This window comes from Streptomyces yatensis, assembly GCF_018069625.1.
GTDB lineage: Bacteria > Actinomycetota > Actinomycetes > Streptomycetales > Streptomycetaceae > Streptomyces > Streptomyces yatensis.
Genome location: NZ_CP072941.1, coordinates 9,795,586 through 9,810,913, shown reverse-complemented (window position 1 = coordinate 9,810,913; position 15,328 = coordinate 9,795,586). Strand labels below are relative to the sequence as shown.

The 15,328-nt window shown below is 72.2% G+C and carries 13 protein-coding genes and 1 pseudogene; 7 read left to right on the top strand and 7 right to left on the bottom strand.

The window, feature by feature from the left end:
• Window positions 1-4 precede the first annotated feature (4 nt).
• Window positions 5-1,033 carry a polyprenyl synthetase family protein gene (locus J8403_RS40805; RefSeq protein WP_211127588.1) on the bottom strand — a complete coding sequence of 343 codons (1,029 nt, stop codon included), beginning with the start codon at window positions 1,031-1,033 and terminating at the stop codon, window positions 5-7.
• Window positions 1,030-2,049, bottom strand: coding sequence for an aminotransferase class I/II-fold pyridoxal phosphate-dependent enzyme (locus tag J8403_RS40800; protein ID WP_246586230.1), 1,020 nt, complete (start codon window positions 2,047-2,049; stop codon window positions 1,030-1,032). The genes J8403_RS40805 and J8403_RS40800 overlap by 4 nt, the downstream gene beginning before the upstream one ends.
• Window positions 2,050-2,346: 297 nt before the next feature.
• Between J8403_RS40800 and J8403_RS40795 the strand changes: the two genes are divergently transcribed.
• Window positions 2,347-3,273: a LysR family transcriptional regulator gene (locus J8403_RS40795; protein WP_211127586.1), complete on the top strand. Its 927-nt coding sequence runs from the start codon at window positions 2,347-2,349 to the stop codon at window positions 3,271-3,273.
• Window positions 3,274-3,485: 212 nt separating this feature from the next.
• On the opposite strand, the gene J8403_RS40790 is transcribed toward J8403_RS40795, so the two are convergent.
• The gene (locus J8403_RS40790) at window positions 3,486-4,493 is read right to left on the bottom strand and encodes a sulfotransferase family protein (protein ID WP_211127585.1); all 1,008 of its coding nucleotides are present in this window, start codon (window positions 4,491-4,493) and stop codon (window positions 3,486-3,488) included.
• A gap of 240 nt (window positions 4,494-4,733) precedes the next feature.
• Here J8403_RS40790 and J8403_RS40785 point away from each other — a divergent pair, with 240 nt between their 5' ends.
• The 4 genes from J8403_RS40785 to J8403_RS40770 all read left to right on the top strand — a co-directional run bounded on the left by J8403_RS40785 (window position 4,734) and on the right by J8403_RS40770 (window position 9,171).
• Window positions 4,734-5,645, top strand: a complete 912-nt coding sequence (locus J8403_RS40785) for an endonuclease/exonuclease/phosphatase family protein (RefSeq protein ID WP_211127584.1) — start codon at window positions 4,734-4,736, stop codon at window positions 5,643-5,645.
• A 163-nt stretch (window positions 5,646-5,808) separates the two neighbouring features.
• Entirely contained in the window at window positions 5,809-6,951 is a 1,143-nt protein-coding gene (locus J8403_RS40780) for a hypothetical protein (protein WP_246586229.1), read from the top strand.
• A gap of 80 nt (window positions 6,952-7,031) precedes the next feature.
• The gene (locus J8403_RS40775) at window positions 7,032-8,222 is read left to right on the top strand and encodes an NAD(P)/FAD-dependent oxidoreductase (RefSeq protein ID WP_211127583.1); all 1,191 of its coding nucleotides are present in this window, start codon (window positions 7,032-7,034) and stop codon (window positions 8,220-8,222) included.
• Between the two features lie 10 nt (window positions 8,223-8,232).
• Window positions 8,233-9,171 carry a sigma-70 family RNA polymerase sigma factor gene (locus J8403_RS40770; RefSeq protein ID WP_211127582.1) on the top strand — a complete coding sequence of 313 codons (939 nt, stop codon included), beginning with the start codon at window positions 8,233-8,235 and terminating at the stop codon, window positions 9,169-9,171.
• Between the two features lie 74 nt (window positions 9,172-9,245).
• On the opposite strand, the pseudogene J8403_RS44895 reads toward J8403_RS40770, so the two are convergent.
• Both J8403_RS44895 and J8403_RS40765 read right to left on the bottom strand, forming a co-directional pair.
• Window positions 9,246-9,442, bottom strand: a pseudogene (locus J8403_RS44895) (hypothetical protein); the annotation flags it as partial.
• A gap of 14 nt (window positions 9,443-9,456) precedes the next feature.
• The gene (locus J8403_RS40765) at window positions 9,457-10,653 is read right to left on the bottom strand and encodes an MFS transporter (RefSeq protein WP_211127581.1); all 1,197 of its coding nucleotides are present in this window, start codon (window positions 10,651-10,653) and stop codon (window positions 9,457-9,459) included.
• A 292-nt stretch (window positions 10,654-10,945) separates the two neighbouring features.
• Between J8403_RS40765 and J8403_RS40760 the strand changes: the two genes are divergently transcribed.
• Window positions 10,946-12,007 carry a mechanosensitive ion channel family protein gene (locus J8403_RS40760; RefSeq protein ID WP_161562756.1) on the top strand — a complete coding sequence of 354 codons (1,062 nt, stop codon included), beginning with the start codon at window positions 10,946-10,948 and terminating at the stop codon, window positions 12,005-12,007.
• 11 nt (window positions 12,008-12,018) lie between these two features.
• Here the strand turns inward: J8403_RS40760 and J8403_RS40755 are convergent, their stop codons facing one another.
• Together J8403_RS40755 and J8403_RS40750 are read right to left on the bottom strand one after the other, a co-directional pair.
• The gene (locus J8403_RS40755; RefSeq protein WP_246586228.1) at window positions 12,019-12,720 is read right to left on the bottom strand and encodes a response regulator; all 702 of its coding nucleotides are present in this window, start codon (window positions 12,718-12,720) and stop codon (window positions 12,019-12,021) included.
• Window positions 12,717-13,943 (bottom strand): sensor histidine kinase, encoded by a 1,227-nt coding sequence (locus J8403_RS40750; RefSeq protein ID WP_211127580.1) that lies wholly within the window; start codon window positions 13,941-13,943, stop codon window positions 12,717-12,719. Before J8403_RS40750 ends, J8403_RS40755 begins: the two co-directional genes overlap by 4 nt.
• Before the next feature lie 389 nt (window positions 13,944-14,332).
• On the opposite strand from J8403_RS40750, the gene J8403_RS40745 reads away from it, so the two are divergent.
• Window positions 14,333-15,124 carry a class I SAM-dependent methyltransferase gene (locus J8403_RS40745; protein WP_211127579.1) on the top strand — a complete coding sequence of 264 codons (792 nt, stop codon included), beginning with the start codon at window positions 14,333-14,335 and terminating at the stop codon, window positions 15,122-15,124.
• The last annotated feature ends 204 nt before the right edge of the window (window positions 15,125-15,328 follow it).

Sequence of the window (15,328 nt, the reverse complement as noted above, 5' to 3'; positions counted from 1 at the left end):
GGCGTCACCGGTCCCGGCTGACCGACAGATCGGCCACCGCCGCGAGCACGGCGGTGGCCCGGGAGCGGGGCAGCTCCGCCAGACAGGACGTGGCCCGGTCCGCCTGGGCGGTGGCCTGGTCCCGCGCGGCGTCGAGCGCACCGGTCGTCTCCAGCAGTTCGCGCACCGTCCGCAGCGCGTCGGCGGCGGGCAGGGCGCCGCCGAGCGCCGCCTCCAGCCGGGCGCGGCCGGTGGCGCCGGCCATGGCGTGGCAGAGCAGGACGGGGAAGGTGGGCCGGGCGGCCGCGATGTCGCTGAGGGCGGACTTGCCGGTGGTGCGGGGGTCGCTGGTGTACGGCAGCAGGTCGTCGTGCATCTGGAAGGCCAGCCCCAGATGTTCGGCGTAGGCGGTGAGCGCGTGCTGCTGGGCCGGGGTTCCGCCGGCCAGGATCGCCCCGCCCCGGCAGGCGGCCCGGAACAGCGCCCCGGTCTTCAGGGAACTCATGGTGAGATACCGGTCGAGTCCGCAGCCGAGGTCGCCGCGGAGTTCGCCTTCCATCGCCTGGCCGCGGCACAGGTCGACGCCCGCCCGGGCAAAGACCCGCACGGCGCCCAGGACCCGGCCCGGCGGCAGTCCGCCGGTCTCTTCGGCGCCGTCGGTGAGCACCCCGAACATGCCCAGCATCAGGGCGTCCCCGGTGACGATGGCATCGGCGGTGCCGTAGCGCGCCACGACGGACGGACGGCCGCGCCGCATCGCGTCGCCGTCGATGACGTCGTCGTGGACGAGGGAGCCCACATGGAGGTACTCCACGCTGAGCGCGGCCGGGACGACGCCGGGTCCGCCGCCGCCCACCGCCTCGGCCGACTCCATGAGCAGCAGCGGGCGCAGCAGCTTCCCGGCCGGGAGCAGCGCGTACCGCGAGATCTGATGGAGGCGTTCGGCCTCGGTCGGCCAGCGCCGGTCGAGCTCGCGCAGCAGGAGCTCCATGGTCGGCGCGGCCTCCGCCAGCGGGTCGGCCACCTCGGTGACCGCGACATCGGGAGGTGTCATACGGCCGCCTCCCGGTACTTCCCGGCGAGTTCCGCGAATGCCTGGTTGGCGACGGGCTCGGCGACGGTCACCCGCACCCCTTCGCCCGGTTTTCCGCAGACCACCACACCGTGGTCCGCGCAGAACTGGGTGAAGCGCTCCACTCCGGAGGTCATGGGCAGCCACAGGAAGTTGCCCTGGCTCGCGGGCGCCTCCCAGCCCTGGTCGAGCAGGGTCCGGTGGAGCCGGTCGCGCTCCCCGGCGGTCTCGGCGCACTGCCGGAGCACCTGTTCCTGGGCGCCGAGCGCGGCGATGGCGGCCTCCTGCGCCACGGCGCTCACCCGGTAGAAGGGCAGCACCGAGCGGAGCGGGGCGAGCACGGGCTCATGCGCCACGAGATAGCCGACCCGCAGGCTGAGCAGCCCGTACGACTTGGAGAACGTCCGCACCACACAGACCCGTTCATCGGCGCGGTGCAGGGCGATGCCGTCGGCGACGGCGCCGGGGTCGGCGAAGTCCCGGTAGGCCTCGTCGATGACGACGGTGACGTGCGCGGGGAGCCGGTCGAGGAAGCGCAGGATGCGCTCCTGGTCCAGCGCGGTGCCGGTGGGGTTGTTGGGGGTGCACAGCAGGACCATGCGGGTGCGGTCGGTGACGGCGTCGGCCATCGCCTTCAGATCGTGGTCGTATCCGGTGAGCGGCACCCGGACGGTGGTGGATCCGGCGTTGGCCGCCATCATGGGGTACGCCTCCCACGAGGGCCAGGCGTGCACCGTGTCCGTATCCGGTCCGGTGAGGGTGGAGAACAGCTGCTGGAGCAGCGCGCCGGAACCCGGTCCGGCCAGCACATGTTCCGGGCGCACTCCCAGATGTGCGGCGAGGGCCTGACAGAGCCCGGCGCCGAGGGCATCCAGGGTACGGTGGGCGGTCCGCGCGGTGCGCAGGACGGCGTCCACCACTTCGGGAAGCGGGGGGTGAACGGTTTCGTTGAGCGACATCTGGTGGAAGGGATTGTTCTCCGCGACCACCGGAGTCATGCGATTCCAGCCATCATGCATCGGGCACCATCCATCCATTCCAGCGGGGGATTCGGGCGGAGGGAGGAAAGTCACCGCGCCCGGATCCCCTTGCCGGTCCGGCCGGATCGGTGGGGAGGAAACCGTCGTGGGCGGGCTGTGACCGTACGGTCAGCCAGTGCGGGTGGGGCCGTGTCCGATCGGTCAGTTCAATGAGCGGGTGCGGGCGAAATCCGTCACCATGATTTTGACGGCCTCTCGATCACGCGTCCAATTAGAGTCTTACGGGAATTGATAAACGATTTTTATCGTCCTGTAGTGATCGATCTTCGCCAGCTCACCGTACTCGCAGAGGTCTGTCGCGCCGGCTCGTACAGCGCCGCGGCGGACCGCCTCGGTTACACCCAACCGGCCATCAGCTATCACATGCGCGCGCTGGAACGTGCCGTGGGCGTGCCGCTCACGGTCAAGGCGGGGCGGGGGGTACGGCTCACGCCGGCGGGCCACAGACTCGCCGAGCGCGCCCAGGATGTGCTGGCCGGGCTGCGGGATGTGGAGAACGAGTTCGAGGCGCTCGCCGCGCGCACCCGTGGCCGGGTGCGGATGTCCTCGGTGCAGAGCGTCTGTGTCGCCGTGCTGCCCGCGGCGCTGGCGAGACTGGGCGCCTCGCGCATCGAGGTGGAGGTGGAGCTGGGCCAGACCGACTCCCATGACGCGTACCGGCTGCTGGACGCGGGCGAGACCGATCTGGCGATCGTCGCCGACGATGAGACGGGCGACGCCTCGGGGACCGCGAACACCCCGCTGCGCCGGGTCCCGCTGCTGGTCGACCGCCGCCATGTGCTGCTGCCTCGGGGCCATGAGCTCGCGGGGCGGCGCAGCGTCGGACTCGCCGATCTGGCGCGGGAGCGGTGGATCCTGGAGCGGGACCGCGGGCGGCTGCTGCGGCGCTGCGCTGACGCGGGGTTCGAGCCCCGGGTGGTGACCACGACCGATGACCAGGCGACGACCCTGGGCCTGGTGGGCGACGGGGTGGGCATCGCGCTGATGGACGGCCTCGGTCTGCTCCCCCGGCCCGATCCGCGGGTCGAGCCGCGCCCGCTGGACGACTGGCCCCGGCGCCATGTCTGCGCGCTGCTGCGGCCGGAGGCGGCGCGGGTGCCCGCGGTGGCCGCCCTGCTGGAGGCGTTGCGGGCGGTGGCCGTCGAGCAGTCGGGGGAGGTCACCGAAGCGGCGACGGCCTGACGCCGGAGCTCAGCGCTCCGCTGGAAGTGTCGCGACGCCTCGTCGTCGGCCGACTGCGGCGCCGTCGTGGCTGGTCGCGCAGTTCCCCGCGCCCCTTCGGGGCGCTGCCCGAACCGTAGCGGACTTCCTCTGACCTGCTCAGCCCCTGCGCACGCCGGAGCTAGCCCATGCGCGCACCTGAGCTAGCTCATCCGCACACCGGAGCAGCTGTCTCATCCGGCACCGGCCAGGCTCAGGGCCCGGGCGCCGGGGGAGCAGCTCTCGCGGAGGGCGGCCAGTTCGGCGGGTGGCAGGGTCGCGGCGGCCGTGCCCCGGCGGTCGCCGTCGAGCAGGGCGCTTCCGGCCGCCAGCCACTCCGGGAGGGGGTCCACACCGAGATGGCGGGCCAGCCGGGTGAGCTCGCGCTCGGGCGCGTCGAGCAGGCTCTCGTACGACAGGGACATCCGGATCGCGGCGGGCAGCCGGGACAGATGCGCCAGCCCCTCCACGATCGTGTGCGACCACAGCCGGCCGAACTCGGCGATGGCTACGGACCGTTCGTACAGCGGACGCAGATCGGCGTCATCGTCGCTGAGCAGCGCCGCGAGACCGGCCGGAAGGTCCTCGGTGGTCTCGGCGCGCTCCGCCATCAGCTGGATCAGCCGGAATCCGGGGTGGCGGCTCATGGAGAGCGCGCAGTCGGCGCCGTCCCGGTGCAGGTGGACGAACCGGGCCTCGGGAAAGGCCTCCCGCAGCCGGGGCACCGACCGCAGCGAGTAGCCGGAGCGCTCCACCACGGCCCGCCCGCCGAACCGCTCCCCCAGCAGGCCGAACAGCGCCCGGTAGTGATCGGCCACCGGCGCGGCGGGCCGCCGGGACAGCTCCGGCTCCAGCGCGTCGAACAGCGCGTCGGGGTCGTCGGTGAGATGAGGCAGCGTCATCATGCACAGGGCCGGAATGCCACCGCCGGCCACCGAGAACCGCCCCTTGACATGCGGATACCGGTACTCCGGCAGCGGGATGCCATCGCGGATGACGCGGTTGGCGAACGACCGCGGGGTGGCGAGGATCCGCCAGAACTCCGCCCCGGTCAGCGGTGCCTCGGGAAGCGCGTCCGGCTCCAGTGCGGCGATCAGCTCGCTCACGCTGAGCAGATCCGGGTGCAGCCGCAGAACACGCGACAGAGCAGTGGAACCGCAGCGTCCGGTCCCCACGACGAAGGTCAGCGGCTGTAACCTCACCCCAGGTGCCCCTTCCGTCTCGACAACTACCGCCGTTGTCTACCCATCGCCGCCCTCGCGCATCCCCGGCCACTTCCGTCACGGATGGGGTCCGCCGCCACGGGTGGAGTCCGCCCGCGTTCTTGAGGTCGGCTCCGCGTGACCGTACGTTCCACCGGACGGCCACCGCAGGACACACCCCCCACACCGCGGGGTCCGACACTGGGTCCGTCACCGCACCTTCAAGACCTTGGAGGAGCCATGCCCGCACCTGTGTTCAGCCGCCGTCACGGTATGCGTGTCGCGGCCGCGGCGGCCGCCGCGCTTCCGCTCGCCTCCCAGCCGCAGTACGTGGCCACGGCGGTCACCGCCGCCCCGGTCGCCCCCGCCGACGGGCCTCGGCTGGCCGCCATGACCTTCAATCTGCGCTACGCCGGGGACAGCGAGCCCAACTCCTGGGGCCGGCGCCGCCCGGTCATGCGGGAGCTGCTGCGCCGGGCCCGGCCCCATCTGCTGGGCACGCAGGAGGGGCTGTACGGCCAGCTGCGCGACATCGCCCACGACCTCGGACAGCGCTACGCGTGGATCGGCACCGGGCGGATGGGGGGCAGCCGCGACGAGTTCATGGCCGTCTTCTACGACACCGGGCGGCTCGAGCCCGTGGAGTACGACCACTTCTGGCTGTCCGACACCCCGAACGTGATCGGCTCCAACACGTGGGGTGGGGCCGTGGTCCGGATGGTGACCTGGGTGCGCTTCCACGACCTGCGGACCGGCAAGGAGTTCTACGCCCTCAACACCCATCTGGACCACCGCAGCCAGAACGCCCGTGAGCGCGCCGCCGCCCTGATCACCGAGCGGCTCGGCGCTCTGGACTCCGCGCTCCCCCGCATCGTCACCGGCGACTTCAATGTGGCGGCCCATGGCAACCCGGTCTACGAGGCCATGCTGAACGGCGGCACGCTGGTGGACTCGTGGGACACCGCCGAGCGGCGCGGCCCGCTGTACGGGACGTTCCACGGCTTCGGTCCGCTGGTCCCGGACGGCGACCGGATCGACTGGATCCTGACCTCACCCGGTGTGCGCACCCTCCAGGCCGTCATCGACACCTACTCCGGGGACGGCCAGTACCCCAGCGACCATCTGCCGGTGCGGACCGTCCTGGAGCTGTGACGCGGGGCGGCCGCGCCGGATGCCGCCGATCCGCTCCCCCTGGGGCGGATCGAATGGTGCGCCGAACCGTGGGAGAAGCGCCGTGTCGCCGCGCCACCGCGGGGACGTCCCGTTACCGTGAGGCGGCGCGGGCCGGGCCATGACATCGCGGAAGGCGGGACGGGTGAGCCAGCCAACTCACGACGCCGGGGATAAGCCGCCACCGCAGGTGACGGTGGGCCTCGTCGCCGATCCGGACGCCCCCGCGGAGCTGGCGGAGGATCTGGCCGAGGACCTGCCCGGACTGCTCTCCGAGCAGATCGACCCGAACGTCATGTGGTCCGTGCAGGTCGTCCGCGATCCCACGCCCGCCGCCCTGCTCGACAGCGCGAGCATCCTCGATGTGACGCGGGAGCGGAAGATCCGCGATTCCTGGGACATCGCCATCTGCCTCACCGACCTCCCCCTGTACGGCGACGGCAGGCCACTGGCGGTCGATGCGGACACAGCGGACCGGGTGGCCCTGGTGTCCATGCCCGCGCTCGGCGGGATCTTCCTGCGACGGCGGCTGCGCCGCTCGATCGTCCGGCTGGTGAGGGATCTGATGTGGGCGGATACGGGCCCCGTGGTCCCGCAGCGGACCGCCCCGCTGAAGCGCGCGGCGGCGGACGAGGACCTCATCGATCTACGGATCGTGGGATCCGCCGCGCGGGGGCGGCTGCGCCTGCTGCTGGGCATCGTGCGGGCCAACACCCCCTGGCGGCTGATCCCCGCTCTGGCGAAGGCCCTCGCCGCCGCCCTGGCCACCAGCGCCGTCGTCCTCGTCAACGCAACCCTGTGGAACGTGTCCACCGCGATCGCGGCCGAGCGGCTCGCGGTGGTGTCGGTCTTCTCCACGGCGACCATGGTGGCCTGGCTCATCGTCCACCGGCATCTGTGGGAACGCCCCGACTCCCCATCCCCCCCAGGACCGGGAGAAGGCCGCGCTGTACAACGCCTCCACGGTGGTGACCCTGTCCCTGGGCGTCCTGGGCGGCCTCCTCGGGCTCTTCGTCGTGGACTTCGCGGTGGCATCGTTCCTCATCGAGAGCGGAGTACTGGCCAATCAGCTGAAGCGCCCGGTGGGAACCGGCGACTACGCGCGCCTGGCCTGGCTGGCGAGCTCGGCGGCCATCGTCGGCGGAGCGCTCGGCTCGGAGTTCGAAAGCGACGAAGCGGTCCGCCGCGCCGCCTACGGCAAACGGGAGAGGCTGCGCCGCGAGCAGGCGGAACGCAGACGGAAAGAGGCCGAGTCCGGCACCGCACCCCCCTCTTAGTGATTAAGTGACCCACGTCACACCCGGCTTCTGTCAGCAATCGGGTCGCCGTCTCGTTCAAGGGGCACGCGAACGAGACAGGAGCAACGCCATGAAGCACCGCATCGTCGTCCTCGGCGCCGGATACGCCGGGGCCTTCGCCGCCGGAAATCTGGCCCGCCGGCTCTCCCCAGCCGACACCGAGATCACCGTGGTCAACGCCGCGCCCGACTTCGTTGAGCGGATGCGGCTCCACCAGCTCGCGACCGGCCAAGACATCCCGTTCCGGGGGCTCTCCGACGTATTCGCGGGCACCGGCGTGCGGTTGCGCCTGGCGCGCGTCACCGGCGTGGACCCCGAGCGCAGGACCGTCGCCGTGACCGGCGAGGACGGCGACGGCGAGCTCGCGTACGACACGCTTCTCTACACGCTCGGCAGCTCCGTAGCCCACCATGGCGTCCCCGGCGCGGCCGAGTACTCCTTCGATGTGACCGGCCGGACCTCGGCGCTGCGTCTGCGCGAGCGCCTGGCCGGCCTGGGCGAAGGCGGCACCGTGCTGGTCGTCGGTGAGGGGCTGACGGGTATCGAGACCGCCACCGAGTTGGCCGAGTCCCGGCCCGACCTCTCGGTCGCGCTCGCCGCCCGCGGCGAGCTGGGCGCCTGGCTCTCCCCGAAGGCCCGCCGTCACCTGCGCCAAGCCTTCGAACGGCTCGGCATCACCGTCCACGAGCACAGCGGCGTCGAAGCTGTCGAGCCGACACGGGCGATCGCCGCCGACGGTACGTCCATCCCGGCCGACGTGACGGTGTGGTCGGCCGGGTTCGCCGTGCACCCCATCGCGGCCGCCGGCGGCCTGGAGGTCGCCGCGACCGGCCAGATCGTCGTCGACCGCACCATGCGCTCGGTCTCGCACCCGGACGTCTACGCCGCCGGTGACAGCGCCTACGCGATCGGCGAGAACGGCCGGCCGCTACCGATGTCCTGCGCCTCGGCCGGCTACACCAACATGCAGGCGACCGCCGCGATCATCGCGCGTCTGACGGGCGGCGAGATCCCGGCCACCGGGCTGAAGTACCACGGCAACCACATCAGCCTCGGGCGGCGGGACGCGATCTTCCAGATGGTGGACGGGGACGTCCGACCGAGGTCCTGGTACCTGGGCGGCCGGACCGCCGCGCGGCTCAAGTCGGGCGTGCTCAAGGGAGCCGGGTGGGGCATCGCCCACCCGACCTTCGGCATGCCGAAGCGCAAGCGCCGCCTGGCCACCGCGCCTGACCAGGTCGGTGTGAGGGCCACCGCATAGGCTGCTGCGCATGGACAGCGCAGCCATCGATCGGTTCGAGGCCGGCCGGGGCCGGCTGGCCTCACTGGCGTACCGCCTGCTCGGCTCGGCGGCCGACGCCGAGGACGCCGTGCAGGAGGCGTTCCTGCGCTGGCAGGCCGCGGACCGGGAACGGGTGGAGGTGCCGGAGGCGTGGCTGACCAAGGTCGTCACCAATCTCTGCCTCGACCGGCTCCGCTCGGCGCAGTCGCGCCATGAGCGCGCTGTCGGAGACTGGCTGCCCGAACCACTCCTCGAGGGCGACCCGATGCTCGGCCCTGCCGATACTTTCGAGCAGCGCGAATCGGTGTCCTTGGCCGTACTGACCCTCATGGAGCGCCTCTCGCCGGTCGAGCGGGCCGTGTACGTCCTTCGCGAGGCCTTCTCGTACAGCCACGCCGAGATCGCCGGAATCCTCGACATCACCGAGTCCGCGAGCCAGCAGCATGTCCACCGGGCCCGACGCCGGGTCGCCGCCGAGCGCCGCGGCGGCGGCGAGGTGGACCCCGCGTCCGCGCGCCGGGTCGTCGAGGAGTTCCTCGCCGCCGCCACGTCGGGGCGCATCGAACGGCTGGTGGCGCTGCTCACCGACGATGTGATGGCGGTCTCGGACGGCGCCGGACTGGCCAGGCGGCTGCTGCGGTACACGACGCGCGAGCGCGTCGCCTCCTACGTGCGGGCCGGTTTCAAGCCCACGCCGGCGAAGCGGCGGCTGGCCGGCGGCTCCCCCGCGTTCCACATCGCGCTGGTCAACGGTTCCCCGGCCGTCATCGCCGTGGTCGAGGACCGGGTCGTGGGTGCCGTGGCGTTCGAAGTCAGCGACGGCAAGGTCGCGTCCCTGCGTGGCATCGCCGCCGCGGATCGGCTCGCGCGCCTCAATGAGGGCTGGCGGCAGCACGGACCCGACGCGCCGGTCATCGGCGCATGGTGAACAGAGCCACCGGAATCCGGTGACCTGAGTCGGAGCGAGGACGGCAGCCTTCGGCCCCGCGCCGGCCTCGGCGTCCAGCGAGCGTAGCGCAGCAGGCGCTGCATCGGCCCGGGCCGCGCCAGGCCAGCCCGTTCGGCCGGCCGCCGGCAGTCTTCCGCCCGACACTCGACAGCGGTCCGAGCAGAATGGCGCGGGCGGTCGCCCTCGGTTCCACCCGAGCGAACCGGCCCCCCCGATCCGGGCCATGGCTTGGTCGAACATCGCCCGCCACCGGGCAGCCAGACCCTAGCGGTCGGATGCCTTCGCGGAGATCCCCCGCAGCCGCAGCAGCGCGGCCGCGGCCAGCAGGGCCACACAGCCCGTGAAGATGAGCCCGGCGGAGCGCAGTCCGACCGCGAGCGACAGCGCCCCCACGCCGATCACCGGAATCGAGATCGCCAGATACATCAGCACGAACAGGGCGGAGGTGACCTCGGCGCGCCGGTCGGCCGGGCTGCGCTCCGTCACCACCCGTACGGCGGCCAGGAACGACAGCCCCTGGCCCGTCCCCGCGATCACGGCGCCCAATACCAGCAGCGCCAGCGACGCGATCGCCAGCGAGACCGCGATGACCGCCATACCGGCCACCAGCATCGCGCACCCGCCGGGCAGCGACCGCCCGGGGCCCAGCCGCCGCCCCAGCGCCTGCCCCGCGACGGAGGCGGCGAACACGGAGAACACCACGGCACCGGCCACCGCGAGATTGCTCTCCCCCTCCACCTCGCTCAGGAACGTGGGCGACACCGAGGTGAACAGGCCCAGCGTGGCGAAGCCCGCGAAGCCGGCCATGGCCGCGGCGGCGAATGTCGCGCGCATCTCCTTGGGCACCCGCAGCCGCTGCGGCCTCAGCGGCGGGCGGCCCCGGGTCCGTACGGTCTCCGGGAGGGCGAGCACCACGGCGGCGGCCACCGCCACCAGCACCAGGTCCACCACGAACACCAGCTTCAGCGGCGCCGGGGCGTATTGCGCCAGCACACCCGCCAGCAACGGGCCGACCCCGAGACCGCCCAGATTGGCCCCGGTCGCGAGCAGGGTGGCGGCGCGGCGCCGGCGCTCGGGGGCCAGCTCGATCACCATCACGGTGGCGGTGCCGGTGGCCAGACCGGCGGACAGCCCCGACAGGGTGCGGCCGGTGAACAGCTCCGGCAGTCCGCCGGCGAGGAGGAAACACACCGCGCTCAGGGCCGACAGCGCCAGCGCTGCCAGCAGGACGGGCCGTCGCCCGATGAAGTCGGACATGCGCCCGAGCAGCAGCAGCGCGACGATGACCCCCGCCGCGTACACCGCGAAGATCACCGTGACCATGAACGAGGAGAAGCCGAACTCCCGCTGGTAGAGCGAGTAGAGCGGGGTGGGCAGCGTCGTACCGCACATCGTGACCACGAAGGCGTAGGCGGCCGCGAGGAACGGCCATCCCCTGTCCACGTCCTTGCGGCTGTCCATACGACCCGATTCCACCACACATCACCTGTCCGTCAAACGCGGTGGCGCGCCGTCGCCTTCCTGGCGGGTTACGTGCGGTAGCGGGGCATCCCGTCATCCGGCCCTGATCGCATGCGGCAGGATGGCACCTCACGCCGGAGCCGTACACCTGTACGCCCGGCGCAGCCCGTACAACCCAGGCACGAGCAGGTGACAACGTGATCCCACAGAACTCCAGACCGGGGGCCGCACCGACGACCGGTGGCCGCACGGCCGGTTCTGACGCGCTTTCCGGCATAGCGGGAGGTGGCCGATGAACCGGGGCCTGACGTTGCACGATGTCATCATCGTCGGGGCGGCGCTGGTCTGCGGCGCGGCCGGTGGTGTGCTGTTGCGCGTGGCGCTGCGCTGGCTGGGCGAGCGGGCCCGTTCCACCCGGTGGAGCGGCGACGACATCATCGTCGACACCCTGCGCACACTGGCGCCGTGGGCGTCGATGGCCGCCGGTGTCGCCGCCGCGGCCGCCGCGCTGCCGCTGACCCCCACGGTCGGCCATGACGTCAATCAGACGCTGAAGGCCGTGCTGATCCTGGTGAGCACGGTCACCGCGGCGCGGGTGGTGGCCGGTATGGTGCGCTCGCTCGCGCTGTCCCGCTCCGGGGTGGCGGGCACGGCCACCATCTTCGTGAACATCACGCGGATCGCGGTGCTGGCGATGGGCGTGCTGATCCTGCTGGAGACGCTGGGCGTCTCGATCGCACCACTGCTCACCGCCCTGGGCGTGGGCGGTCTGGCGGTCGCCCTGGCGCTGCAGGACACCCTGGCCAATCTCTTCGCGGGGGTGCACATCCTGGCCTCCAAGACGGTGCAGCCCGGCCACTACATCCGGCTCAGCAGCGGGGAGGAGGGCTATGTGGTCGACATCAACTGGCGCAACACGGCGGTGCGGCAACTGTCGGACAACCTCGTCATCATCCCGAACGCCAAGCTGGGCAACACCATCATGACCAACTTTCACCAGCCCGAGCAGCAGATGTCGGTCATGGTCCAGGCGAGGGTCGGCTACGGAAGCGATCTGGACCACGTCGAGCGGGTGACGATCGAGGTCGCCGGGAAGGTCATGTCCGGCGTCGAGGGCGGGGTCGTCGACCACGAGACGAGCGTGCGCTTCCACACCTTCGGAGAGTCCGGCATCGACTTCTCGGTGTTTCTGCGGGCCCTGGAGTTCAGCGACCAGTACCTCATCAAGCATGAGTTCATGAAGGAGCTGCACCGCCGGTTCCGCGCCGAGGGCATCGAGATCCCGCTGCCCACGCGGACGCTCGTCCTGCCCGACCAGGACCGGCTGACGCTGCCGGACCGTTCGGCGGTCTGACGCCGACGCCGTCAGGGCAGCAACCGCCGCTCGGTGGCCACCGCCACCGCCCCGGCCCGCGTCTCGACCCCCAATTTCCCGTAGATCCGGCCCAGATGGGTCTTGACGGTGGCCTCGCTGATGAAAAGGGCCCGGGCGATCTCCCGGTTGCCCAGGCCGCGGGCCAGTTGCCGGAGGATGTCGCGCTCCCGCTCGGACAGCCCGGGGCGCGGGCTGCGCATCCGGGCCAGCACCCGGTCGGCGACCGGGGCGGACAGCGCGGTACGGCCGGAGGCGGCGTTCCGGATCGCCGCGAACAGCTCCTCCGGCCGCTCGGCCTTGAGCAGATAGCCGGTGGCCCCGGCCTCGATGGCACGGGTGATGTCGGCGTCGGTGTCGAACATGGTGAGCACCAGGACGCGGGGCGCGGGCGGGTCGCCGGAGACCAGCCGCCGGGTGGCGGTCACCCCGTCCATGCCCTCCCCGAGCTGCAGATCCATCAGCACCACATCGGGCCGGAGCCGGGCGGCCATGGCGAGGGCCTCCTCGCCGCCGCCCGCCTCGCCGACCACCTCGATGCCGTCGGTGCTGGCCAGCAGCGCCCGCAGCCCGGCCCGCACCACGGCGTGGTCGTCGCAGAGCAGCAGCCGGATGGCGGGGGCGGGCGGGATCGGTCCCGCGGCCGCATCCGCGCTCGGGGCAGGGCCTGACGACGGGGACGGGGTCGAGCTCATGCCGTGGCCTCCACGGGACGGTCGGGGACGGGGGCGGTAAGGGGCTCGACGGGGATCGCGGCCGAGACGACCGTCCCCTCGCCCGGTGCGGACTCGACGGTGAGCGTGCCGCCCAGCTGCCGTACGCGGACCCGCATCGCCGGCAGCCCGTGTCCGCGCGACCGGTCGGCACCGGGAGCGGGGACGGTGTCGGTGCCGAAGCCGCGGCCGTCATCGGCGATGTCCAGACAGATCTGGTCGCCCATGCAGGTCAGGGTGAGCGCGGCCCGGCTCGCCCCGGCGTGCTCCCGCACATTGGCCAGCGCGCCCTGGGCGATGCGCAGCAGCGCCGCCTCCACTCGCTCGGGCAGCGGCCCGAGGGGTCCGTCGAGGTGGAAGTCCACCGTCTGCCCCGCGCCGCTCTCCCGCTCGGCGAGCGCGCCGAGCGCCTGGGCCAGGGAGCGCTCGGCGAGGTCGGCCGGGGCCAGGTCCTGGACGAACCGGCGGGCCTCGGCAAGGCTGTGGGAGACGATCTCCGCCGCGTCGCGCATATGGCCCCGGGCCGCCTCCGGGTCCGTCTCCCAGGTGCGGTCGGCGGCCTGCAGCAGCATCCGCTGGCTGGACAGGCCCTGGGCGAGGGTGTCGTGGATCTCCGAGGACAGCCGCTGGCGCTCGGCCAGGATCCCCGCCCGCCGCTCGGTCGCGGCCAGATCGCGGCGGGTGCGGACCAGATCGTCGATCAGCACCCGCTGCCGCGCCGACTGGCGCCGCAGATGGATGAGGACGGCGGCGGCCACGGCGGCGATGGCGGGCGGCGCGATCAGCGCGTTGGGGTCGAAGCCGTCGTGCATGAACCGCAGTTTCGAGGCGACGACGAGTGCGGTGAGCACGGCGGCCAAGGGCACCGCGAACCGGGTGGGCAGCGTGTGCAGACCGGTGAAGAACAGCGGCATGGCGCACCATGCGGCGCTCGGCGCGAGGACCAGCAGCGCGACCCAGGCAGCCAGCACCGCCGTCAGCCAGACCAGATAGCGGCCGGAGGGCCGGCCGCCGGGGCTCGGCGCGGGCGCCGGCCACCGGCCGGGCAGATAGAGCGCGCCGAAGGCCACGAAGAGGGCGACGACCCAGCCGTTGGGCGGGGTGCCGGTGTCCCGGATCAGATAGCGGACCAGCGAGGCGCCCAGCAGCAGGAAGAACGCGATGTGCAGGACCGCCGTCAGCCACCGCTCGTCCGGATCGTCCACCCCGTCGGTCCCGGACCGCCCGGACCATGCCGACCACACGGCCGACCACGGCGCCCACCCTGACCGCCCCGACCGCCCGACCGCCCTGACCGCCCTGACCGCCGACCGCACCCCGGCCCCTCCCCGCTCTCCCGGTTCCACTCCGGACCTCTTCCGTTCGCTCCGGACGTCTCCGGCTCTTCTGGGTTCACTCCCTCAGCCAGTCCTAACCCGCCGCACCGGACGCCGCATCATCCGATCGGTTGACACGGCGATCACCCGGACCGCCTTGGGACCGGGACCGCTCCGCCGATCCCCGCCGTCGCCACGGCGCCGAGGCTGGTACCGACAACAGCGACGCGGGAACGCATGGTCCGCCGCGTCCGTACGACGATCACGAGAGAGTCCACATGCCCGCCAAGAAGCTCACCGTCAACCGCTCCGCCCTCGGTCACCGGGTGTCCTACGCGCTGCGCCACCCGCAGCGGGTGCCGCGCCATCTGGTCCGCGCCACCCGGGACGCCTGGCTGCGCTACCGCTACCCGGACCACGTCGCGTACTACCGCGCGGTGATGCGGTCCGACACCCGCACCAGCCCGGAAGCGGCGGTCGGCAGCCGCAGCCATGAGCGGTGGCTGGCGCTGGGCGCGATGCAGTTCGACTATCTGCTCGACCACGGTCTGCGGCCGGAACACCGGATGCTGGAGATCGGCTGCGGCAATCTGCGGGCGGGCTGGCGGTTCATCAGCCATCTGGAGCCGGGCCACTACTACGGGGTCGACATCTCGCCCGAGATCCTCGCGGCCGCGCAGGACACGCTGGTGCGCGAGGGGCTGCAGGGCCGCCGTCCCACCCTCACCCCGGTCCGCGATCTGACGCTGCGTTTCCTGCCCGACGCCCACTTCGACGTGGTGCACGCGCACAGTGTCTTCTCGCACTCCCCACTGCCCGTCATCGAGGAGTGCCTGGCCCATGTCGGCCGCGTCATGGCACCCGGCGGCTGGTTCGACTTCACCTTCGACCGCACCGAGGGTGTCGAACACCAGGTGCTGCGGGAGGACTTCTACTACCGCACCGAGACGCTCATCGCGCTGGCGGAGAAACACGGTCTGGCGGCCCGGTTCATGGCGGACTGGGAGGAGCTGCCGCACGGCCAGTCGAAGATCCGCGTGACCCATCGCGAGGACGCGCGGACGCCCTGACCCGCCGTTCCTCAGCTGGTGCTCCCGTCGCGGTGGCCGACTATTCGGTGACGCAATACCTGAGGCATATGTTGACGTTCAATCGGGCCTTGAGGTTCCGCTGGGATCCTGTGACACACTTCATATCGCGACGCAGAGGACAAAATCGTTGCCAGGGAGTGCCGTAGACTTTTAGTACGTACTGTTGCGTGGTGGATAGACGAA

Excerpts from the sequence above, each read along its gene's own strand:
- J8403_RS40760 (WP_161562756.1), top strand. The coding sequence starts at position 10,946 with ATGAACCGGGGCCTGACGTTGCACGATGTCATCATCGTCGGGGCGGCG.
- J8403_RS40770 (WP_211127582.1), top strand. The coding sequence starts at position 8,233 with ATGGACAGCGCAGCCATCGATCGGTTCGAGGCCGGCCGGGGCCGGCTG.
- J8403_RS40755 (WP_246586228.1), bottom strand. The coding sequence starts at position 12,720 with ATGAGCTCGACCCCGTCCCCGTCGTCAGGCCCTGCCCCGAGCGCGGAT.
- J8403_RS40765 (WP_211127581.1), bottom strand. The coding sequence starts at position 10,653 with ATGGACAGCCGCAAGGACGTGGACAGGGGATGGCCGTTCCTCGCGGCC.
- J8403_RS40745 (WP_211127579.1), top strand. The coding sequence starts at position 14,333 with ATGCCCGCCAAGAAGCTCACCGTCAACCGCTCCGCCCTCGGTCACCGG.
- J8403_RS40775 (WP_211127583.1), top strand. The coding sequence starts at position 7,032 with ATGAAGCACCGCATCGTCGTCCTCGGCGCCGGATACGCCGGGGCCTTC.
- J8403_RS40785 (WP_211127584.1), top strand. The coding sequence starts at position 4,734 with ATGCCCGCACCTGTGTTCAGCCGCCGTCACGGTATGCGTGTCGCGGCC.
- J8403_RS40800 (WP_246586230.1), bottom strand. The coding sequence starts at position 2,049 with ATGACTCCGGTGGTCGCGGAGAACAATCCCTTCCACCAGATGTCGCTC.
- J8403_RS40805 (WP_211127588.1), bottom strand. The coding sequence starts at position 1,033 with ATGACACCTCCCGATGTCGCGGTCACCGAGGTGGCCGACCCGCTGGCG.